Source organism: Wolbachia endosymbiont (group A) of Gymnosoma rotundatum (assembly GCF_947250765.1).
GTDB classification, from domain to species: Bacteria; Pseudomonadota; Alphaproteobacteria; order Rickettsiales; family Anaplasmataceae; genus Wolbachia; species Wolbachia pipientis.
The window spans coordinates 285,655-308,678 of record NZ_OX366347.1; the positions used below are offsets into that span (position 1 = coordinate 285,655).

Here is a 23,024-nt window from a genome sequence, read left to right on the forward strand (position 1 = left end):
CTAGCTTATTAACATTGTTATATCTGACATTTAAGGAACTTAATTAGATTTGGATGATAATTATCTATCAAAGACGTTAATAAATCTATAATAATTAAATCAATATAATAGAACATTTTCGTATGTACAACAATGCCAAGTAACAATAATGAATAAAAGATACATAGATAACAAAAAAGAGAACAGGGTTGACTTCATACTAAGAAATTATGGAATGTCAATTGTTGTGATGGCAGTTATTATGCTCTTACCTCCAGTAGCAATATCGATACTCTACTTTTTTGATATATATAGTCAGCATATTAATATAGAGATTAATTTATTAGTTAGCATTCTAACAACTCTCTTTATGATATATAATGTAAAACGCTACAGATACCTACTTAATACTATAGAATTTCAAAATGCAATATTTGCAAATGCACTAAATCATAATACAGAATTTTGCCTTATTTTACATAAAGATGAGGGTGTTATTTATGCTGATGCAAGGTTCTACGAAAGGTTTAAAGATCATATAATAGATGATGACATTACGTTAGGCAAGATTCTTGAAATAGGAGATGTTTCAGAAGCAGACAAAAAAGTACTCTATCATGCACTAAAAAATAACTCTTCTGTACAGGTATGCATTTCCTTAAACAAGAAGAATAGAGTATCTAACTTTCTTTTGCTCTTTGAGCCAATACCAGATAATCCCCAAATTGCTATAAATAGTAATAAGATTTTAAATTTATCATTAGTGCCAATAGCAAGGCCAGATGGGTATTTTGTATTAAAAGCAACACAGATAAACAAGGAGCAGATATATGAAGAGTTAATAGAAAAACACAGCATAGGAACTTACATTGCAAATGCCAAAGGGGTGATTTTATCTGTAAATAAAAGATTTTTAGACATATTTGAACTAAAAAAACTGGAAAAAGGTAGCTCAATCAGTGATTTTATATCTCAATCTAAATATAACAATACAACAACCGATAATGAAATTTTGTTTTTTACTATAAGTGGTATTCCATTCAAGGCTTATATGAGCACTGCTATATTTTGTGATAAATACAACCATAGCTATATATATGGCTTTATAACACCAACCGAATCAAATATTGTTGATTATCAATTACACCCTTGTTTTGCAAATTCATCAATTGCTATTGCACAATGTGACATAAACGGCAACTTTGTAAAGAAAAATACGGCACTAATAAAGCTTGCAGGGTCAGATAATAATTCAATCTTTACGTTGATATTGGATAGTTATCATGTGAAAATACGTGAATATTTTTCGAGTAATAGAATAAATAATGCGTCTTTTGATGTACAGCTCAACGGCGGTAATAACATAAAAATATATTTCAATAAGTTTCTTCATAATAAAATGATCTTCATACTTTGTTATTTTATTGACAATACTGAACACAAAAACCTAGAGATAAAGCTTGAGCATTATCAAAAGATGCAAGCTATAGGGCAGTTAGCAGGTGGTATTGCGCATGATTTCAACAATATATTGACTGGGATAATAGGATTTTGCGATTTGCTTTTACTCCAACACTCAGCTGGTGACCCATCTTTTGGAGATATAATACAAATACAGCAAAATGCAAAGCGTGGATCAAATTTAGTAAGACAATTGCTTGCTTTCTCAAGAAGACAGACCTTGCAGCCAAAAATTATTGATGTAAATAATACTATAGCTAATCTTTATGAAATGATAAAAAGATTAATAGGTGAAAATATAAAATTTAATATTTATTATGGTAGAGACTTGGGTGCTGTTAGGGCTGATCAAGGGCAATTAGAGCAAGTTATACTTAACTTAGCAGTCAATGCTAGTGCTGCTATGGAAAAGGGCGGAGAATTAACTATACGAACCTTTAATCAAAAGATTGACTCATTAAATTCTACACCTCAGGATATGTTTTCTCCAGACAAGGAAGCAATTGAACATGGAAATTATGTTGTGATTGAAGTAATTGATACTGGATGTGGAATGACAAGTGATACAATTGGAAAGGTATTTGACCCATTTTTTTCTACCAAAGATATTACCTCTGGTACAGGTCTTGGCCTCTCTACTGTATATGGCATTATTAAACAAACTGAAGGATACATCTATGTTGCTAGCAAAGTAAATCATGGAACTAAATTTAGCATATTTTTGCCCATGGTTTACATATCAGATGAAAATGATAGAGAAGAAGATAGTGAAGAAACAGAAAAACCGGTAGTAAGTGAAATTAAAGGTAATGGTATAATTTTATTAATTGAAGATGAAGATTCAGTAAGGGAATTCATCTCTAAAGCACTCAAAAGAAAAGGATTTGATGTAATAGAAGCAAGCATAGGCAGCGAGGCGCTAGAAATAATCAGTAAAAAAAGTCAACATATAGATCTTATAATCACTGATGTAATCATGCCAGAGGTGAGCGGTCCAGAAATAGTTAAAGAAGCATTGATCCATAGGCCAAATATCAACGTTATTTTTATTTCTGGGTATGCAGAAGATGCTTTTTTAAAGAGTGATGACATCAATATAGAAGATTTTCACTTTTTGCCAAAACCATTCACTCTGAATGAATTAGGAAACAAGGTTCAAAGTGTGTTACACAAAGCAAAAAAGACAGTCTAATTTTAGTGTGGTTAACAACAAAAAAATTTTCTAATGCAAAAGTTTCTTGCATATATACAATAGAATTATTTTATACATAAGATAAAAGGCGTGAGCAAGATTATTGCAATAGTAAATCAAAAGGGTGGAGTTGGCAAAACCACAACTAGTATAAATTTATCGACAGCCTTTGCTGCTGTGGGAAAAAGCACTTTATTGGTAGATCTTGATCCTCAAGGAAATGCTAGCACCGGACTCGGGATTTCTTATCGTAGTAGGGAAGAAAAAAACATATACAAAATACTACTAAGCAGCGAAAATAAATTGATAGAATCGGCAATTTTCAATATAAAGGAAATTCCAAATTTATCACTAATTTCGTCAGTAGTTGATTTATCAGCTGCAGAAATTGAATTATCGCAACTTGAGCGAGGAAAATTTGTGCTAAAAAGCGCATTAGAGAAGATACGCGATAATTATGAGTATATAATCATCGATTGTCCTCCGTCACTTGGACTTCTAACCATAAATGCCTTGACTGCTGCTAATTCTATTATTGTTCCTCTTCAGTGTGAATTTTTTGCTCTGGAAGGATTAAGCCATTTAGTTAAGACTGTAGAGCTGATAAAAAGGAATAACCTAAACCCTTTTTTGGCAATAGAAGGGATAGTGTTAACAATGTATGACAGGCGTAACAAACTCAGTGAACAGATTAAAAACGATATTTGCCAGTATTTAAATGATAAAGTATACAAAACTATCATCCCATTGTATGAGACTGTTATTCCACGTAACGTACGGTTATCAGAAGCGCCTTCCCATGGAAAACCCGCTATTGTGTATGATCTTAAGTGTCCTGGTGCACAAGCGTATATAAGTTTGGCAAGGGAAATTTTAAAAAAGCACGCGAGCAGTTGTAAGGAGAAGAAGCTAGTGAGCGAGGGCGTAGTATGAAGGATGATAGACGCCTCGGCAGAGGTCTTGCCGGTCTCATAGGCGATAATTATGATAATAAAGAAGATCGACAAGAGTATTTGCCTATTTCATTACTGCACCCAAGCAAATTTCAACCGAGAAAACATTTTGACGAGGAGTCATTAAGAGAACTTGCAAATTCGATAAAGAAAAGTGGCATTATACAGCCCATTGTGGTACGCAAAGATTCAAATGATGATGGTTACGAAATAATAGCTGGAGAACGTCGTTGGCGAGCAAGCAAGATTGCAAATCTTGATAGTGCACCGGTTATCATAAAAGATCTGAGCGACAAGGAATGCTTGGAAGTATCCATTATTGAAAATATACAAAGGCAAGATATTAATCCAATAGAGGAAGGTGAAGCTTACAGAAAACTGATAGATGAGTTTTTCTATACACATGAGGAATTAGCTTCAGCTATAGGCAAAAGCCGCAGCCACATAACTAATATGATTCGGATGTTGTTGCTCCCTGATAGGGTGAAAACAATGATCAATGAGAAAAAATTGTCTATGGGTCATGCAAGAGCGTTGATTAATGTTGAAAATGCGGAAAGTATTGCAGAAAAAATAGTTTCTCAGGGCTTAAGCGTTAGACAAACTGAAAAACTGATAAAGGACCTACATCAAAACAACAATCAAAAAGAGCAGAGATATACTAGAAATCAAGATATGACAGTAATAGAAGGCGCTATATCTTCTCAACTTGGTTTAAAGATCAAAATTAATGACAACAATTCTAAGGGTAAAGTTATGATACGGTATAATAATTCAAATGAATTGGATCTAATATTGAAAATTTTGAATAGGAAACTTGAGGCATAGCTAGTAGTTGGCTAGCAAAGCAACAAACCAATATCAACTGTTGGTGTCATGAAAGTAGCTGACACTGGAATCCAGGAATTTTATTAAGTTGGTAAGCATAAAAGTATAACTTCTACGTCATACCGCCGCGGTATCCGCTAACAAGCAGCGGGATGACGATTGTCAGGGTAGCTGTCATCCCAGTGCCCTGACTACTTGGATCCAGGAAAAAGAATGGTGTCATCCCAGTGCGTGACACCCTAGTAGAAATCGTTTTTGTAATTGCAACATTCGTGCAATCTTTAGCCATAAATATTAAGAAATTTACCAAATGAAAAAAAAGGCAAAAGAAGCCCTGGGGTTATTATCCGCTTTAAAATATTGGCGTTTTTTATGTTTTAAACGCTTGACAAGCAAGATTAAGCTGCTTTTAATTGCAACTAACTTACGCTGCAAATGTTTAAGAAATTTACTAAGCAGAAAAAAAGACAAAGAATCCCCGAGTTAGCTAGTCTTTTACTATCTCTGTCGAGTATTGGCATTTTTTGATGTCTTGTAACGCTTTATAAGCGCGTTCAGCTTATTTAGATAAAAATCTAGATGTAGATGAAGTTTTGTAAAGACATACAGTATCTATATACTGCAAAAAATTGAACATAAGACGCCGATACATTAAGTAATCCTTACCTTTTAATCTGCAGATTGGCGAAAGCAAATACAATAGCTTCACTATCATGATAAGGGCGCTGGCGAAGGGTGTCAAGTAAGTTTTTCGTTTCATCCAATGCGCTGCCAAAAGCTATGTAAAAAGTCTAATGAGTTAACTCCCATATATCCTGAGTAATTCTTGTGCATTAGCTTTGATTAGGATAGGGCATTTTCTGTCATTTAATAGGGAACGCAATACTTCAGTTGCACCTTTAATGTCGTTATTATGTATCTTTACTACAGCGATAGCTTCTTGGCTTGAATAAGGATACACTGCACTTGATTCTAAATTATCAATTTTATCTTTATTTATTTTTTCACCGTTGGAGTGAAGTAAGCTCATTACTTCTAAATATTGTGCTAACTCACGAAAAACATCAGGAGCATCTTTATCATCTGCCAAATCATTATAAATAGATGCTGTGTCTGTTGGCATTGAATCTGAGATATGATTGAATGCGCGTTCAAAATTTGCTAAATACTCCCAATTTGAATCTATTTCTTCTAGCAGCGGCTTATTATCTTTTTTTAAGAATAATACTTCGTAAAACTTGTCACCTGCAGTTATAGATTGTTTTGTGTTATCAATATTGTGCAATAAGTATAATGTGATGCCAACTAACATTGGCGCGAGTGCAAGCAGAAAGATGTATTTTTTCATGGTAATATTCTGAATAGTCATATATTTATACATTAATGCATTTTGATTTGCAAAAACATATTGACATAGTGATTATATCACATAATAATATTCTCAAAGTTGTTTGAATAGTTGGAGATTAAAATATTTCTAAAGTAGAAATAAAGACAGCAGTATTAAGCTAAATTATTTTTTGTCGGATTTATCCGATGTACCCTCAACCTTTTATAGGTTGAAGTCTAAATTTGAGAGTTTGATCCTGGCTCAGAATGAACGCTGGCGGCAGGCCTAACACATGCAAGTCGAACGGAGTTATATTGTAGCTTGCTACGATATAACTTAGTGGCAGACGGGTGAGTAATGTATAGGAATCTACCTAGTAGTACGGAATAATTGTTGGAAACGGCAACTAATACCGTATACGCCCTACGGGGGAAAAATTTATTGCTATTAGATGAGCCTATATTAGATTAGCTAGTTGGTGGAGTAATAGCCTACCAAGGCAATGATCTATAGCTGATCTGAGAGGATGATCAGCCACACTGGAACTGAGATACGGTCCAGACTCCTACGGGAGGCAGCAGTGGGGAATATTGGACAATGGGCGAAAGCCTGATCCAGCCATGCCGCATGAGTGAAGAAGGCCTTTGGGTTGTAAAGCTCTTTTAGTGAGGAAGATAATGACGGTACTCACAGAAGAAGTCCTGGCTAACTCCGTGCCAGCAGCCGCGGTAATACGGAGAGGGCTAGCGTTATTCGGAATTATTGGGCGTAAAGGGCGCGTAGGCGGATTAGTAAGTTAAAAGTGAAATCCCAAGGCTCAACCTTGGAATTGCTTTTAAAACTGCTAATCTAGAGATTGAAAGAGGATAGAGGAATTCCTAGTGTAGAGGTGAAATTCGTAAATATTAGGAGGAACACCAGTGGCGAAGGCGTCTATCTGGTTCAAATCTGACGCTGAGGCGCGAAGGCGTGGGGAGCAAACAGGATTAGATACCCTGGTAGTCCACGCTGTAAACGATGAATGTTAAATATGGGAAGTTTTACTTTCTGTATTACAGCTAACGCGTTAAACATTCCGCCTGGGGACTACGGTCGCAAGATTAAAACTCAAAGGAATTGACGGGGACCCGCACAAGCGGTGGAGCATGTGGTTTAATTCGATGCAACGCGAAAAACCTTACCACTCCTTGACATGGAAATTATATCTATTCGAAGGGATAGGGTCGGTTCGGCCGGGTTTCACACAGGTGTTGCATGGCTGTCGTCAGCTCGTGTCGTGAGATGTTGGGTTAAGTCCCGCAACGAGCGCAACCCTCATCCTTAGTTACCATCAGGTAATGCTGGGGACTTTAAGGAAACTGCCAGTGATAAACTGGAGGAAGGTGGGGATGATGTCAAGTCATCATGGCCCTTATGGAGTGGGCTACACACGTGCTACAATGGTGGCTACAATGGGCTGCAAAGTCGCGAGGCTAAGCCAATCCCTTAAAAGCCATCTCAGTTCGGATTGTACTCTGCAACTCGAGTGCATGAAGTTGGAATCGCTAGTAATCGTGGATCAGCACGCCACGGTGAATACGTTCTCGGGTCTTGTACACACTGCCCGTCACGCCATGGGAATTGGTTTCACTCGAAGCTAACGACCTAACCGCAAGGAGGGAGTTATTTAAAGTGGGATCGGTGACTGGGGTGAAGTCGTAACAAGGTAGCAGTAGGGGAATCTGCAGCTGGATTACCTCCTTAGGCTTTGCACATAACTTACCATTTTTAATGATGGTGTTGTTATGTGCTATACTGCTGTCTTTACTTCTACTTTATTTTAATTTCCCGATAACGGAATTTTATGAGTGATAGACCTCTTTCTCCACATTTACAAATATATAAAGTACAAGTTACTAGTTTTTTCTCTATTATGCACAGATTGACTGGTATCTTGCTATTCCTTTTATTAATGATACTTTCTTGGTATTTCATATTACATGTTTACTTTCCTGAGTTACTTATAGTAAGGTACTTAAATGCATTATTATTCACTCCTGTTGCTAAATTAGCTTATGTCTTATGTTTTATAAGCTTTGTATATCATTTTCTTAATGGTATTCGTCATTTATTGTGGGATGCTGGGCTTAATTTAGAAATTACTGGCGTTTCAAGGAGTGCTATACTGCTGACAGTAACGCTACTTCTTTCTACTATGGCTTTTTTATTTATGTTTATATGAGTCAGTCTGGAAATTCAGTACATCATTGGTGGGTTCAGCGTGTTTCTGCAGTGATTTTGCTGCTTCTATTTCCTTGGTTCATCTATTCATTTTCTTGCGCATTTTATACTGATAGCTCTTTGTCTTTTAGTGAAAAATTTATTAATCATCCTCTAGAGCTTTTATTTTTTGTTGTATTGTTGTTTTGCATTTTTTGGCACGCAGTTCTTGGAATGCAGGTAGTGTGTGAAGATTATATACACAGCATACCTTTGAGGATTTTTACAATTACATGCATAAAGTACTTATCAAGTATTACTTATATAGTCCTTGCTTTTACAATCTTTGTCTTCTACAGGCATATTTTCTTGTAAAGTTGCCAGTTCTATGTTAATATATTATTAGTGTACTAGTTCTATTATTGAACTATAGTGATTCTGGTTTAACAATATGCTTGCAAGTCTTACACTAGGAATAAGGAGCCTATTTACTTCATCTGAGCCTAGCACAACTTATGTAAAAGACCTTAGAAAGGTAATGATGTATGATGGAAGGAAATGCCAGTATCCAAAAAATTATGATCAAATTGTACAGTCTGCTAAAATCATAGAAAACAGGGATATGCATGGAAATGCTATACTAGATAAAGATAAAAATCCAACCTATAAACTTTTGTATGGTCAAAAAGATGAGAATGGAGAACAACCAAGTTTCAGATTATCTTTAGTTACCAAAGATGAAGATAATGATAGATCTTATTTTACTATCAATTATATAGACAATCAGGGTAAGCAAATTCTGATAAATGAGTTGCATAAGTCATATTTTGAGCCATTAGGCTTTTCGAGAATGGATTTGAAAAAACACGTGCCAATTTTTGAAGCTGAAAAAACTAAGGATCCTCAATATCCATTTGAATTAACTAATTCTTCTGTGCTAACTAAAGAGGTAAAAAATAAAGAAGGTAAAGTTCAGGAAGTTGTTGATGAAAAAGGAAGAAATGGAGAATTATTATACACTAGTGATTACAAGAAGCTAAGCACCCATTTTTCAGAAATTAGAGATCAGAATGGTAATCTAGAGCTAGATAAAAGTCTTATATCTGTTCCTATCGTTTTTGCTACAAGTTTAGCTAAAGTTTGTACTAAATTGTTGACTTCTCTTCCTATGAAATTAGGGGAGTATTTAATAGGTAAACAAAATCCAATTGCAAAGTCTTTTGGCTATCTTTTGTTCACCCCTGCAGCGGCAGTAAAAAATTTAGTGAATATGGGAGCTACCATACTTAAGGCTCCAATTTTATTGTTTGTAGCAAATCAGAAAAAATATGGTGATGCTTACTACACCATGTGGAAACACCAACTGAAAGGATGTTTGGAAGAAGCAAAAAGTGACTTTAATGTTATTAAAGATGGAGAAAAGCTAAAGCCAGAGCAAAAGGATCATAAGCCACTTAGTATAGTGGGCACATGGGATGAGCTTAAAGCTAGAAGGTCAGGTATTGAAAAAGACTTAGAGAAGCCGTCAAATAAAAGTAGTGAAAGTATAGATAAATCTAGAAAACCAGATATTGGAGAAAGCTTAAAGGAGAAGTTGCAAAACAAAAGTAATGAGAAAATAGCTGCATCTAAAAAAGCAGATGTTGAAAAAGTGAGTGATACTCCTCATGTTAATGAAGTACTAAGCAGACGGAATTCATTGCAAGACGAAAAAATTCAATTACCTCCTCATTAACCGGCCACTACTTTAAATTAACATTTACTTTCTTTATTAACTATTCCACAACAAAAACTTGCATGCATTTTACTCTTAGTATAAGATGTTAATTATTTAATTAATTTTCTTAACTATATGCGCCCTGTAATACTATGTGGTGGTAGTGGCAGCAGACTTTGGCCTTTATTCAGGCCAAAGCAATTTCAGAAAATATTTAGTCAGAACACTATGTTTCACAACACTTTGTTGAGGCTAAAAAGCGATTATATGCCGCCCATAATTTCTACAAATATACAGTACGAGTCATTAGTGATGGAGGAATTACATGCGCTGCAAGAATATAAAGTGATTTTCGAACCAGTGAAAATTGGAACAGCAGCGGCAATATTAATTGCTGCACTTCTCTGCAATGAAAACGAGACAATGTTAATTCTGCCTTCAGATCATTTCATAGGTGATTTGAATAATTTTTATGCTTCCGTTGAGAAAGCGTCTAAATTAGCCTCTGAGGCTGACTCTATAGTTACTTTTGGAGTCAAACTTCATGAATTCGATTCTGAATACGGCTATATAAATGCAGTTTATGATCATAAGGAAAAGTATCATATAGTAAAGGATTTCATAGAGAAACCTGAGCATGTATTAAGTAATGATTATTATTGGAATTCTGGAATATTTGTGTTCAAAGCAAAACGCTATATAGATGAGATCAAAAAATCTGCCCCAAGTCTTTATAATTTATGTTTTAAACATTTCACACCGCAAGAGAGATTTCTATATTTAAAACAACAAGATTTTGCAGGAATTAAAGACATATCCATTGATTACTTGGTGATGGAGAAAGCAAAAAACGTTGCAATGATAGAAGCTAATTTCGATTGGTTGGATGTTGGAACTTGGAATTCAGTTTTAGAATTGAGTGAGAAGTTTAGTAAAGAACCGGTGTCATTTCAGCATGTGATTAGAGAAAAAGAACCAGTTTCAACGACAGAAAGTAATAAAAATTTATTGGGTGGAGCTTGTAAGCAACCAAACAAAAGTCTAATTTCATTTATTCATAAAGTTAAGAAAGTAAAGGCGATAAGAAAAGAAGTTAAACCATGGGGATTTTGTAGTATAATTTTAATGAGCGAAAATTTTCTTGTAAAATATCTTTTTATAAATCCATTAAGCTGCACTTCTAAGCAATTCCATCACTATAGAGATGAATACCATATAGTGCTATCAGGAGTTGGGTATGTTAGTTTAGAAGACAAAGAATATGCTATAGTAAAAGACCATATGATAGAAATCCCAAGGGAAGTTTCCCATAGGATTGAAAATAGAAGCACAAGCTTTCCACTTGAAATAGTTGAATTTCAGATAGGAGAGCATTTATCTGATAATGATATAGTGAGGTTGGATGATGTATATGGAAGATTTTGAAATTCTAATGTTATAGTATTGAATATATTCTATAAGCCTGCTAAATTTAAGGAAGCAAAAATCTCTAGTTTTCAAATAAAGAAAAGTCTACAATTATACGAATTTCAAAAATATAATGTTTAACCTCAAAATATTTTGTAATGTCCATTGCCTTTGAAATTACTATGGCTGCTTGCTATTTGCGAGCGAAAAATGCCAGATTTTGCTCTATAATGACTTTGTTCTCTATTATCGGTATTGCCCTTGGAGTTGCAACACTAATAGTGGTGATGTCTGTGATGAACGGATTCAGAGCAAAGTTGCTTGACTCAATACTTGGTATTGATGGCCATATTAATGTTTATTTTGATAGGAACATAAATTCAGATTACTACGCAGTTTCAAAATCTATTGAGAGAATTCCTGGTATATTAAAAGCTACTCCTATGACCAATGATCAAGTCATTATTGCAGCAAATGGTAAAATTGCAGGTAGCGTAGTGCGAGGTGTGTCAACTAAAGACTTGCTTGATAGTACTGCCGTTACAAATAATGTAATTATAGGTGATGTAAAAAAATTTGATGAAGGGATAATAATAGGAGCACGATTGGCAGAGGCTTTGAACATTGACTATGGCGACGAAATTACGTTTATATCATCTGAAGAATTTGATGCATTACTTGGTGAAATGCCGCGAATGAAAAAATATAAAGTTATAGCAATATTTGATATGGGTATGTTTGAGTATGATAATACCTTGATATATATGCCTCTAAAATCAGCACAAGCCTTTTTTAATTATGAAAATAGCATAAAAAATATAGAAGTACTTGTAGACGACGTTACTAGAGCTGATAAGCTGGCAGATGCTATAGAAAAAGAAATAGGAATGGAAGCTGAAAGTTGGCAATCACAGCAAAGCCATTATTTTAGTGCTTTAAAAACTGAAAGAAATGTGATGTTTTTAATTCTTACTTTGATTATAGTTGTAGCAGCGTTTAATATTATCTCAAATTTAATGATGATAGTGCAAGAAAAGAAATCCGCGATTGCAATTATGCGTACATTTGGTGCAACAAGTGGAAGCATTATGCGTATATTTTGCGCTTGTGGTCTATTAATCGGTTTTACGGGAACTTGTCTTGGCTGTATTATAGGTGTCGTTTTTTCTCTCAATATCGAAAGCATTAGAGTGTTTTTAGAAAACATTACTAACGTCAAGCTGTTTGATCCTATGATATACTTTTTTTCAAGTTTGCCAGTGATATTAGTACCCCAAGACGTAGTAAATATTTCTGCACTTGCGTTACTCTTATCATTTTTAGCGACAATTGCTCCTGCGTTGCAGGCAGCTGCACAAGATCCTGCGGAGATACTACGTTATGAATGATACTCAGCAAAAGTACATAGGTTGGTTCTTAATTGTATTGTTATTTACCGGTTACATCACAATAAATAACATAATCTTTTTAAAAATAAATCAGCAAGAGAGTGAAAACAATGTGAAAGCTTTAACGGAAAACATGGATGAATTTAGAATGTTGCTTGAAGTTAATCAATCTGGAATAGAAAAAAAGATATTTGACCTCAAGAGAAGTCAGCATACTCAATGTGAGCAAGGTGATAATAACTCAAGATGTAAGAACCTTGCAAAATTGCTATTACTTGTGGTTAAAATGAAGAATTCGTTATTGCGAGAAGCAAAATTTGATAACCATATAAATTCAATAAAGCCTTTGATATCAGAGCTTGATGATCCAGAGATAGAAAATGCAGTAGATGAATTAGAAAATTTGAAAGAGATAAATACCTTACACGAATTGAAGTTATCTTTTGAAAAAACTATTGATACTATCGATTACAACAAAAGTACATTGTCTAAAAAAATCATTTCAAACTGGATAAAGGTAGACGACCGAAATGATCCATTAAGAGTAAAATTCGCAGAAATTGAGGAGTCAATAAATGATAATGATTGGCAAAATATAACTGTTACAGTAAGCAATTTAACGCATTCAGAATTCAAGCCATGGCTGAATAAATTGAATGGTTTTATTGTAGCTTCTAAGAATATTTCAACAATATATCATCACTTATTACAATATATCTCATGATTTATTTTATAATTTTCGCTTTTTCGTTTTTATTTGGTATATGGGTCAAGGTAAGTGGTGAAGTAATAAAATTGGAATTAGGCAATTACACTATAAGTATTGATCTATATTTCATTATTTTTACTTGTGTAGTTTTATTATTTTTATTAATTACACTTGTACGCTTTTTTTCCTCCATTTCATCAACATTTGCCAACATAAGAAATAGAAGAAGGGATAGGGAAGAATTGCTTCTCTTTGAAGCTTTCTTTAGCATAGACTTAGACAATATAGAGAATGCCCAAAAGCTAGTTAAAAGTCTGAGTGAGGAGAGCGATAGGTTGTCTTTAATAAAGCTCTTTAACTCAGGTAAGACGGGAAATTACAGCTTTTTCAGTAACGGTTTAACAAATATTGCAAATAAAAATCGTAACTTAGCTCTACTTCTAGCCAATAAGCTGATTGTCCACCTCAAACAAGAAAAAGTAGTCTTTCAAAAATTTATAGAATATTGCTCTAGTTCAATTAACGATAAAATGCTATCTATTCCCTTTCAAATAGAGCATTGCATATTGAAAGAAGATTGGATTAATGCAATTTTGAGGTTGAAGGAAGCAGTTAAGTCAAATATTTTTCTCCCCTTTGATCATAAAGAAATGTTTGCAGTGTTTTATTGCGCTTTAGCAAAGCAATATGAAAGTAAAGGAAATTTTAAGGAGGCTATAAAGTCTTTATTTAGAGCACAACGTTATAGTGCAATTTTTCAGCCCATCAATTATTTAAAGGCAGAATTATATATTAAACTTGGAAAAATCAGAAAAGCTTCTGCAGTGCTAGAGGCAGAGTATACAGTAAATCCTACTCCTCAGTCAGCTAAAATGTACATCAATTTAAATAGTAAAGGTGCTGAAAGACTATACAACTTACGCCCTGATTATTATTTTAGTTACTGTTTACTTGCTTTGTCCTCAATGAGTTCAGGTAAATATGATCTTGCAAGTCAATATTTAGACACTGCTATGAAAAAAGCTAATTACATGTCAATCTACTTTATTGTAATACAACTCAAGGTTACATTGCAAGAACACGACAAGGTAATTTATTGGCTAAACAAGATGGGCTCAGAAGCTTTGCCTGATCCAGGCTGGAAATGTAAAAATTGTAACAGGGAACTAGAACAATGGGATCATAAGTGTTCAAGTTGTAATAGTTTTAATTGTGTTTATTATATATTATAAAATTCCACAAAGTGTAGAAATTACCATTAGGCTACTTTCACATTGATATTGCTGAAGTTAGAGCACTTTCTTAATATAATCCTTATCTCCAAACAATAAACCTGCAAGTTTCTTAGCTAGACTTGGTTTTAATGTCAAAAAAACTTGCTTTTAGACACTAACAGTTATATATTTTAATAAATCAGGGTTGTATACAAAATGAAGAGCTTAAAGGAATTATCCTTAAGAATTAAGAATATTAGGTCTGTACAGAAAACCACGAAAATAATGCAAATGGTTTCTGCAGCAAAGTTGTTACAAAGCCAAAAGAAGTTATTAAATTCAAAATTATATGTATCTAAGCTGCATAACATTATTTTTTCATTAATGCTATCAGTTGATCAAGAATTACTGGCAAAAATTCTAAATGTCAGTAACGACGGTTCTTACCTAGTATTCATTATTGCGTCTGATCGTGGCTTGTGCGGCAACTTTAACTCTTCTATTGTCAAATTTAGTCAAGAGCGTGTAAATAAGTCAATCGCAAATGGCAAAAAAGTAGATATTGTATTTCTTGGTAAAAAAGCTTTTGATGTAGGTAAAAATAGATTTGACTCTAAAAGTATCTTAAAAATTGAAAATAGTAAGGGAATCACGTTAAAGCACGTAGAAGCTTTGGTTGATGGTATAGATTTAAGTAAATACGATAAAGTTAAAGTTTTTTATAGTAAATTCTATAATACCTTCACGCAAAAACCAATGTTGGAAACAATAAAACCATGGAGTAAAGACTCATCCTTGATTGATAGCTCTCTGGCTGGTCCAACAACAGATTACGGCTATGAGTATGAACCACAAAATATTGAATTTATTTTAAAATCTTTGGTTCAAGATTACGTTGTAATTGCTCTTTACTCTGCTTTACTTGAAAGTGCAACGAGTGAGAATAGTGCTAGAATGGTTGCTATGGAATCAGCAAACAGAAACACTAAAGAGATACTGAACAAATTAGCATTGCTTTATAATCGTTCTCGTCAAGCAGCGATTACGACTGATTTAATTGAAGTTATAGGTGGTGCAGAATCTTTATAGAAATCTAAGGAATAGAAAATGAATATATTAAATATTGCAGCAGATATTACTAAACTAATAAAAAAGCAAAATCAAGATGCGGAAGTTACAATATATGAAACTAATAAGACTTCAGTTTCTCAGCGTCTATCAAAAATTGAGCAAATATCACAATCTAAAAATTGCACTGTAGGAATCAGAGCTATAGCAGGTAAAAACAAAGCTGCGTATATTTCTACAAACGATTTGAATAATCTGAGTGATACAGTAAGCCAAGTGGTAGAAATGGCAAAGAATGCGCCAGAAGATTCTTGCATTAATTTTGCTGTAAATGGTAGTAATTATATCTCTTCTGCAGATTTAAGTATCTCAGATAATAATGTTGTAACCGTTGATAACCTAAAAGAAATTGCTGAAGCTGCAGAAAATTCAGCCCTTGCACATAAGAGTATCACTAATTCTGAAGGAGCCTCTTCTTCATACGCTTTAGTGAATACAGTATTATCGACTGTTTCTGGTTTTATTGGCTCGTTTAGTAAATCAACCTTTGCTAATCAGGTCTCTGTTGTTGCTGGAAGAGAAAGTGAAATGAAGGTTGGTTACGATTATGATATAGCATGTAATTTTAGTGATTTAAAGTTGCCAGAGTTAATGGGAAAAGAAGCAGCAAAAAGAGCAGTTGATCAATTGAATTCACGTACAATGAAAACTGGTAAATTTCCAGTTATTTTTGAAAAAAGAGCAGCAAAAGGGCTAGTAAAAAGTTTTGCTTCTGCTATAAATGGGAGCAGTATTATAAGCAACAGTTCTTTCTTGAGGGGTAGTTTAAACGCTCAGATTTTCAACGATAGAATTAATATTATCGATGATCCATTGTTGCCAAGAGGCATAGCATCGAGACCATTTGATGGAGAAGGGATAACTAGCAAGAAAAATATATTTGTAAAAAACGGAATATTACAAAATTGGATTTTAGACTTATACTCGGCTAGAAAATTAGACTCAGAAACAACCGGAAGTGCAACTCGTGCAAGTAATGCTGCAGTTATTCCTGCAGCTAGTAACCTCTACATTGAGAATGGTGATGTATCGTTTGAAGAATTAATTCAGGAAGTGAAAGAGGGAATATATGTAACTGATTTATTTGGTTTTGGTGTCAATTTAATCAATGGCGATTACAGCCAAGGCGCTTCCGGATTTTTTATAGAAAATGGAAAAATAACGTATCCAATACATGAGATTACCATTGCTAGCAATTTAGTCGTTGCAGATGATCTAACTTTTTGTGGGCAATTTAATTCACCAACGATTAAAGTTAGCGAAATGACGGTTGCAGGTTCGCTTAACGATTAAAAAATTTATTTGCATCAAGTACAACAATTGTGTATTATTGTCATGTAATGTTAAGAATAGACTATGGAGTATAAAGGTTTAGTTTCAATAGCTAAGCTTAAAGCATTCTCAATCGTAATTTCAAAGTTTTTCATCACATTAGTAATGTTAGTTAATAATTTAGGAGTTGTTTAAATGGAATTTGGTAATGTAAAATGGTTTAATGCCGAAAAAGGCTATGGTTTCATCAAGCCAGAAGGTAAAGGGGGTGACGTTTTTGTACATATTAGCACATTGGAACGTTCGGGAATAAGACCTGAGGCACTTAAAGGAGAGAATAAAGAGAAGGGAATAAAAGGAGAAAGGGTGAGTTATGAGGTTAAAGAGGAGCGCGGTAGAAACGGAGAAGATAAAAAATCTGCAATAAATTTAAGATTGGAAGATTAATCTATTATGAAGTCTTTTAACAGGATTAACGTATTGTGAATAATTTTCATGAGATGGGTCTCCCAGCTTCGCTTAGACAAGCTCTAGATAAAAATAATCTTTTCGTCCCAACTCCGATTCAAATACAAGCGATTCCCTTAGCGCTACAAGGTAAAGATATTCTCGGATCTGCTCAAACGGGGACTGGAAAAACTTTAGCATTTGCTATTCCGTTGGTTGCTAAGTTGCTGAATGAGCCTAACACTGGTTCAGCTTTAGTCATCGTGCCAACCAGAGAGCTTGCGCATCAGGTAACAAATGAGATAAGAAAACTCTTATCTCAAAATTCTGCACTAAGGGTCGCTTTGTTGATTGGTGGTGAGCCTATTTTTAGGCAGCTAAATCAGCTTCAGAAAAAACCACAAATTGTAATAGGTACTCCTGGTCGTATTATAGACCATATTGAGCGTAAAACTTTGATTACTCGCAATGTTAGCGTTCTTGTGCTTGATGAAACGGATCGTATGTTTGATATGGGCTTTGGAGTTCAGATTGAAGAAATTATGAAGCATTTGCCTAAAATAAGGCAAACTCTTATGTTTTCTGCAACTCTTCCTGGAGATATAGTAAAACTTGCTGAGAAGTACCTTAATCGACCAGAACGTATTTCTGTTGATTGTGAGGTTACAACTTCTGTAAAAATTAAGCAAGAAATTGTTTATGCATCAGAATCAGAAAAATATGAAAAGCTTGTTACACAACTATGTCAGCGCGAAGGATCAATCATTATCTTTGTCAAAACAAAGCGAGGAGCGGATCAGCTAGCTAACAGATTGCACAAAGATGACTATAGCGCTTTAGCAATTCATGGTGATTTAAGGCAGCACAAGCGCGAAAGGGTCATTAATTCTTTTCGTCGTGGCCGTAATCAAATCATGGTTGCAACAGATGTTGCTTCTCGCGGCCTTGATATTCCCCACATTCAACATGTTATCAATTATGATGCACCACAATCGCAAGCTGACTATATTCATCGTATAGGTAGAACTGCACGCGCTGGAGCTGAAGGGTATGCGCTATCTTTTGTTACACCTCAAGATAAGAGAAGACTGCCTGCACTGGCAGACAAAGAAGGAGAGCTAAATTTTGATTGTAGTGTGCAATTTAAAAAACGTAACAGCAAAAAGGTCTTTAAAAGGCCAAGTACGTTAAAGACTAAATACGGTAGAAAAAAGATCAATGCATTTAAGAAGAAAAGCAGAGTACTAGAAAAAGCGTATTAAATAGGATTTACCTACAATTTGATAAGCGTAAAACTCGTCATTCCGCTACTCATTAGCGGAATCTATGCTGAGATATTGCGGTGCTATGACGTAGATCCAGAGTGGGATTCAAATTGGCTACAGCGAACTGCTGGATTTCAATTTTTTTAATAATTGTGTGCTATTCATTATATATGAGTTCCCACTTTTAAAGAGAATAGGAGATGATTTCCAAAAACTTAGAGGCAAGTTTGAATAGAGCACTATTCATTGCTTCTAATTTTAATCTTAAATATGCGAAAGTAGAACATTTATTGCTGGCGTTAACTAAAGACGTGGATGTAAATTACGTTTTATCAAGATGTAATATCAGAGCCGATGAAATCATCAGTATGGATAACATTCTATCAAGATGCAATATTAAGGCTAATGATTATAATAATAATATAAAAGGGTTTTTACAAAGCAGTTCTGAATTGATTATCAGTGGAGTTAAACCTAGCTCAATGTTTCAATGCATAATACACAGAGCAATAATACGGGCTCATAGCTTGGGGAAAAAAGAAATAAATGGAGCAAGTGTTCTAGTAGAAATTTTGTCTGGGCAAGATTTATACGTTGAAGATCTATTGCAGAAACAAAGTGCGAAAGATTCCAATTTGATTTACCATATATCTAATATGAAATACTTGAGCGATATAGATGAATACACCGCTAATCATAAAGTAAAACTTGATAAAAATAATGATGCTCCTACTACAGTAAATAAAGGTGAGCTACTAAAAGATGAGGAAATTCTACAAAGTTATTGTAAAAATTTAAATGACTATGCAAGAAGCAAAAAAATAGATTATGTTATTGGTCGTGATTATGAATTAAATCGCACTATAGAAATATTATTGAGGCGTAGAAAAAACAACCCTTTATATGTTGGAGATCCAGGTGTTGGCAAAACCACAATAGTTGAGGGTTTGGTACTCAAAATCATTGAAAACAGTGTTCCAAGTGCGCTCAGGTCCAGTATAATTTATGCTTTGGATTTAGGGTCACTCCTTGCAGGGACACGCTATAGAGGTGATTTTGAAGAGAGAATAAAATCTATAATAAAAGCGATTGAGGCAAAACCAGGTGCTATCCTTTTTATTGACGAAATACACACTATCATTGGAGCAGGTTCTACAAGTGGTAGCTTTCTTGATGCAGGTAACCTACTCAAACCTGCGCTTGCAAGAGGTACACTGCGTTGTATAGGTGCAACCACATATAGAGAATACAGCGCTAGTTTTGAAAAAGATAAAGCACTAGCGAGAAGGTTTCAAAAAATTAATGTTAAAGAATCTTCTGTTAATGAAACGATAAAGATACTAGATGGTATAAAGCACTACTATGAAGGGTATCATGGAGTATATTATACAAAGAATGCCATTAGGTCTGCGGCTGAACTTTCGCATAAGTATATTACTGGGCGAATATTACCTGATAAAGCGGTTGATGTTATTGATGAGGCAGGGGCATATTGTAAATTGCTAAGAAACAGGGGTAAAATTGTAAATAGTAGAGATATTAAGAATACCATTACTAGAATTACAAATGTGCCTTGCGGATCTGAATCTGATGATTTGCAGAAAGTAAAGTCTTTAAAAGCTAATCTAGAGAAAGTGATTTTTGGCCAAGAGCAGGCAATAGAATCTCTTGTTAATTCTATTAAAATTGCTAAATCTGGGTTGAGAAATTACAATAAGCCTTTAGCAAATTATCTTTTTGCAGGGCCAACCGGTGTTGGTAAAACCGAGCTAGCAAAACAATTAGCAGAAAGCATGGGCATGAATCTTATACGCTTTGATATGTCCGAATATATTGAGTCTCATACGATATCAAGGATGATTGGTTCTCCTCCTGGATATGTAGGTTATGATCAGGGTGGATTACTCACAGAGTCTGTATCTAACAATCAATATAGTGTTGTGTTGCTTGATGAAATTGAAAAGGCCCATAGCGATATCTATAATATATTGCTACAAATTATGGATTATGGTTGTGTTACAGACACTTACGGACGTAAAGTTGACTTTTCCAATATAATCTTAATTATGACAACTAATGCAGGAGCAGCTGAACGCAGCAAAAGTTTTGTTGGCTTTGGGCATAAAAAATTTAACACTGGTGATAGTGAAAAAGCGATAGAACAGGTTTTTAGCCCTGAATTTCGTAATCGTCTTGATGCGATTATTTCTTTTTCTGACTTAAATGCGGATATAATTCTGCATATTGTAGATAAATTTATTCAGGAACTGAAAAAGCAGCTGACGCAAAAAGGCATAAACTGCTTGGTAGAAGATGAAGTGAAATCTTATCTTGCACAAACAGGTTATAGTAAGGAAATGGGAGCACGTCCGATAGAGAGACTTATTGAAAAAGAGATAAAAAGTTACTTAGCGGAAGAAATACTGAATCGTAAATTAATAAAAGGAAAGAAATTAAGAATCTATATGAATAAAGTAGAAAATAAAATTGCTTTTGATATAGTTTGAAATTCTTGTTTTTTTATTACACTGATAGTATACTTATTTTAAGAATAATGAGGCTATAGTGGCAAGTTTAACTAGAAATCAGTATTACAGTAATCGCGATTTACAGAATTTATTTTCAAGACTAGAAATAAAAGCAGAAGAAGTAATAAGCCAGGAGTTTGACGATATACTCAAGTTAGTTGAACGGAGCTTTAGAAAGCTTTCATTAAAGTGCCACCCTGACAAAGAAAAAGATGAAGAGAAGAAAAAGATAGCTACAGAAAAGTTTCAAAAACTTAGTGCAGATAAAAAAGAGCTAGAGAAGCATCTCAACGCTTTAAAAGAAGGAAAAACTCCTAGTCAATATGAAAGGCTATCAAGTGAAGAAGAACGGAGGAGGCAAACAAAAATTTATGGAATATTATCACGTAGAAGCAAAGCTATAAATAGAGCACTTTTATTTTTTATATTAGCAAATGCGGTGTTTACTCCATCGCTGAAAGTTGAGTATTGCTTATCGCAACTTGCTAATAGTGGCACGGTGCAAAGCATCGCTTATCAATTTTATGCATTTAGCATAGGGATTTGGCCGTTGTTATTTATTATATCCTTTTGTGGTATTATTTATGCAGCAAGTAAACAAAAAGGTTCACAAGAGGAAAATCTGGATAGATTAAATCGAAGATACAATCTACTTATTGCTGCTGATAATTATGTGATATGTATCGCAGCAACATTTGCTATATGTGGTCTAGTGTCAGAGGTAGCACAAAATGGCTGGCCTGCTCAATATGGAACAATGCTGATGATTAATTTAGCATTGGATTTATTACTTATTGCTTTACTTAGAACTTTTACAAAGGCATCTGAACTATATAGTGAACATTGCATTCAGCGCTTATATGAAGAAGATGCAGAATTTAGCTATAAAGAAAAATTTGCATGGTATGACTACAAGCTAGTGCTTATGCCACTTGTTCTTCCTATTGTCAAAATGTATTTTAGAGATTTAATCCAAAAAAAGCCACAACAGCACACCACCAATCCTAACGTTACATCTTTAGGTACACCTGCAGGACAAGAACCATAAAAAGATCTTTGCTTCAACTGTGGTTTTTGCTATACTTTAAATGAACTTCATAGCGTTAATGAGTAAAGAAATAAGACAAATCTTAAACCACTACGAAAGTGAAAACCCCGGGGTAAAAGCAAATCTTACTCGTATTCTCATGCATGGAAAGCTTGGCGGCACTGGCAAATTAGTAATTCTCCCTGTAGACCAAGGGTTTGAACACGGGCCAATAAAAAGTTTTGAAGTTAACCCTGATGCTTATGACCCACATTATCATTTTCAGCTTGCAGTTGATTCGGGAGTAAGTGCATATGCTGCTCCACTTGGTATGATTGAAGCTGGTGCTTCAACTTATGCTGGAATGCTCCCACTTATTTTGAAACTTAATAGTTCCAACTCCTTACATTCGAAGAATCTGACTTCTGATCAAGCAATAACCTCTTCTGTGAAAGATGCACTGCGTTTGGGCTGCTTGGCTGTTGGATTTACTATATATCCTGGTTCTGCTAAGTGTTTCGATATGATGGAAGAAGCCCGTGAAATCGTAGCTGAAGCCAAATCTTATGGGCTTGCAGTAGTGTTATGGTCTTATCCACGCGGTGAAGGAATTTCCAAAGAAGGTGAAACAGCGGTTGATGTTATTGCCTATGCTGCACACATGGCAGCTTTGCTTGGCGCTAATATAATAAAAGTAAAACTTCCAACTAAATATTTGGAAAGGGAGAAAATAGAAACAGAAAATATTGAATCATTACCTAAAAGAATTGAATATGTTAAAAGATCTTGTTTTGCAGGAAAAAGAATAGTAGTTTTTTCTGGTGGCGAGTCGAAATCAGTGAATGACATATGCAATGAAGCGAAAGAAATTAAGCAGGGTGGTGGTAATGGTTCAATCATTGGACGTAACACTTTCCAACGCAAAAGGGAGGAAGCTTTATCTATGCTAAAAGATATAATGGATATCTACACATAAAAAA

The 23,024-nt window shown here is 34.5% G+C and carries 19 protein-coding genes and 1 rRNA gene; 18 read left to right on the forward strand and 2 right to left on the reverse strand.

The window, feature by feature from the left end:
• Positions 1-148: 148 nt before the first annotated feature.
• From OOK97_RS01450 to OOK97_RS01460, 3 genes are all read left to right on the forward strand, one after another.
• A complete protein-coding gene (locus OOK97_RS01450; RefSeq protein WP_264705456.1) occupies positions 149-2,632 on the forward strand; it encodes a response regulator in 2,484 nt (827 codons plus the stop codon).
• Between the two features lie 90 nt (positions 2,633-2,722).
• Positions 2,723-3,565 (forward strand): ParA family protein, encoded by an 843-nt coding sequence (locus OOK97_RS01455; RefSeq protein ID WP_006280226.1) that lies wholly within the window; start codon positions 2,723-2,725, stop codon positions 3,563-3,565.
• Complete coding sequence (locus tag OOK97_RS01460; RefSeq protein ID WP_264705457.1) at positions 3,562-4,413, forward strand: ParB/RepB/Spo0J family partition protein; 852 nt, start codon at positions 3,562-3,564, stop codon at positions 4,411-4,413. The genes OOK97_RS01455 and OOK97_RS01460 overlap by 4 nt, the downstream gene beginning before the upstream one ends.
• A gap of 112 nt (positions 4,414-4,525) precedes the next feature.
• Here the strand turns inward: OOK97_RS01460 and OOK97_RS01465 are convergent, their stop codons facing one another.
• Positions 4,526-4,702, reverse strand: coding sequence for a hypothetical protein (locus OOK97_RS01465; protein WP_174930890.1), 177 nt, complete (start codon positions 4,700-4,702; stop codon positions 4,526-4,528).
• Positions 4,703-5,212: 510 nt separating this feature from the next.
• Positions 5,213-5,761: a hypothetical protein gene (locus OOK97_RS01470; protein ID WP_264705458.1), complete on the reverse strand. Its 549-nt coding sequence runs from the start codon at positions 5,759-5,761 to the stop codon at positions 5,213-5,215.
• 220 nt (positions 5,762-5,981) lie between these two features.
• Here OOK97_RS01470 and OOK97_RS01475 point away from each other — a divergent pair.
• The 15 genes from OOK97_RS01475 (at position 5,982) to OOK97_RS01545 (ending at position 23,020) form a co-directional block, all read left to right on the forward strand.
• Positions 5,982-7,486: ribosomal RNA gene (locus tag OOK97_RS01475) — 16S ribosomal RNA — on the forward strand.
• A 100-nt stretch (positions 7,487-7,586) separates the two neighbouring features.
• Positions 7,587-7,964: a succinate dehydrogenase, cytochrome b556 subunit gene (sdhC, locus tag OOK97_RS01480; protein ID WP_007548462.1), complete on the forward strand. Its 378-nt coding sequence runs from the start codon at positions 7,587-7,589 to the stop codon at positions 7,962-7,964.
• Positions 7,961-8,317: a succinate dehydrogenase, hydrophobic membrane anchor protein gene (gene sdhD / locus OOK97_RS01485; RefSeq protein WP_264705459.1), complete on the forward strand. Its 357-nt coding sequence runs from the start codon at positions 7,961-7,963 to the stop codon at positions 8,315-8,317. Before sdhC ends, sdhD begins: the two co-directional genes overlap by 4 nt.
• Before the next feature lie 76 nt (positions 8,318-8,393).
• A complete protein-coding gene (locus OOK97_RS01490; protein WP_264705460.1) occupies positions 8,394-9,677 on the forward strand; it encodes a hypothetical protein in 1,284 nt (427 codons plus the stop codon).
• Between the two features lie 117 nt (positions 9,678-9,794).
• Positions 9,795-11,084 (forward strand): sugar phosphate nucleotidyltransferase, encoded by a 1,290-nt coding sequence (locus OOK97_RS01495; protein WP_264705461.1) that lies wholly within the window; start codon positions 9,795-9,797, stop codon positions 11,082-11,084.
• A 140-nt stretch (positions 11,085-11,224) separates the two neighbouring features.
• The gene (locus OOK97_RS01500) at positions 11,225-12,454 is read left to right on the forward strand and encodes a lipoprotein-releasing ABC transporter permease subunit (protein ID WP_264705462.1); all 1,230 of its coding nucleotides are present in this window, start codon (positions 11,225-11,227) and stop codon (positions 12,452-12,454) included.
• Positions 12,447-13,178, forward strand: a complete 732-nt coding sequence (locus tag OOK97_RS01505; protein ID WP_264705463.1) for a hypothetical protein — start codon at positions 12,447-12,449, stop codon at positions 13,176-13,178. Before OOK97_RS01500 ends, OOK97_RS01505 begins: the two co-directional genes overlap by 8 nt.
• A complete protein-coding gene (locus OOK97_RS01510; RefSeq protein ID WP_007548692.1) occupies positions 13,175-14,395 on the forward strand; it encodes a hypothetical protein in 1,221 nt (406 codons plus the stop codon). The genes OOK97_RS01505 and OOK97_RS01510 overlap by 4 nt, the downstream gene beginning before the upstream one ends.
• A gap of 198 nt (positions 14,396-14,593) precedes the next feature.
• Positions 14,594-15,466 (forward strand): ATP synthase F1 subunit gamma, encoded by an 873-nt coding sequence (atpG, locus tag OOK97_RS01515; RefSeq protein ID WP_010081973.1) that lies wholly within the window; start codon positions 14,594-14,596, stop codon positions 15,464-15,466.
• Positions 15,467-15,484: 18 nt separating this feature from the next.
• Entirely contained in the window at positions 15,485-16,798 is a 1,314-nt protein-coding gene (locus tag OOK97_RS01520; RefSeq protein WP_264705464.1) for a TldD/PmbA family protein, read from the forward strand.
• A 174-nt stretch (positions 16,799-16,972) separates the two neighbouring features.
• Positions 16,973-17,224 carry a cold-shock protein gene (locus OOK97_RS01525; RefSeq protein ID WP_006279919.1) on the forward strand — a complete coding sequence of 84 codons (252 nt, stop codon included), beginning with the start codon at positions 16,973-16,975 and terminating at the stop codon, positions 17,222-17,224.
• Between the two features lie 35 nt (positions 17,225-17,259).
• The gene (locus tag OOK97_RS01530; protein WP_038199603.1) at positions 17,260-18,486 is read left to right on the forward strand and encodes a DEAD/DEAH box helicase; all 1,227 of its coding nucleotides are present in this window, start codon (positions 17,260-17,262) and stop codon (positions 18,484-18,486) included.
• Positions 18,487-18,689: 203 nt separating this feature from the next.
• The gene (locus tag OOK97_RS01535) at positions 18,690-20,996 is read left to right on the forward strand and encodes an AAA family ATPase (RefSeq protein WP_264705465.1); all 2,307 of its coding nucleotides are present in this window, start codon (positions 18,690-18,692) and stop codon (positions 20,994-20,996) included.
• Positions 20,997-21,054: 58 nt separating this feature from the next.
• A complete protein-coding gene (locus tag OOK97_RS01540; protein ID WP_007548702.1) occupies positions 21,055-22,065 on the forward strand; it encodes a hypothetical protein in 1,011 nt (336 codons plus the stop codon).
• 58 nt (positions 22,066-22,123) lie between these two features.
• Positions 22,124-23,020 carry a class I fructose-bisphosphate aldolase gene (locus OOK97_RS01545; RefSeq protein WP_151807527.1) on the forward strand — a complete coding sequence of 299 codons (897 nt, stop codon included), beginning with the start codon at positions 22,124-22,126 and terminating at the stop codon, positions 23,018-23,020.
• The last annotated feature ends 4 nt before the right edge of the window (positions 23,021-23,024 follow it).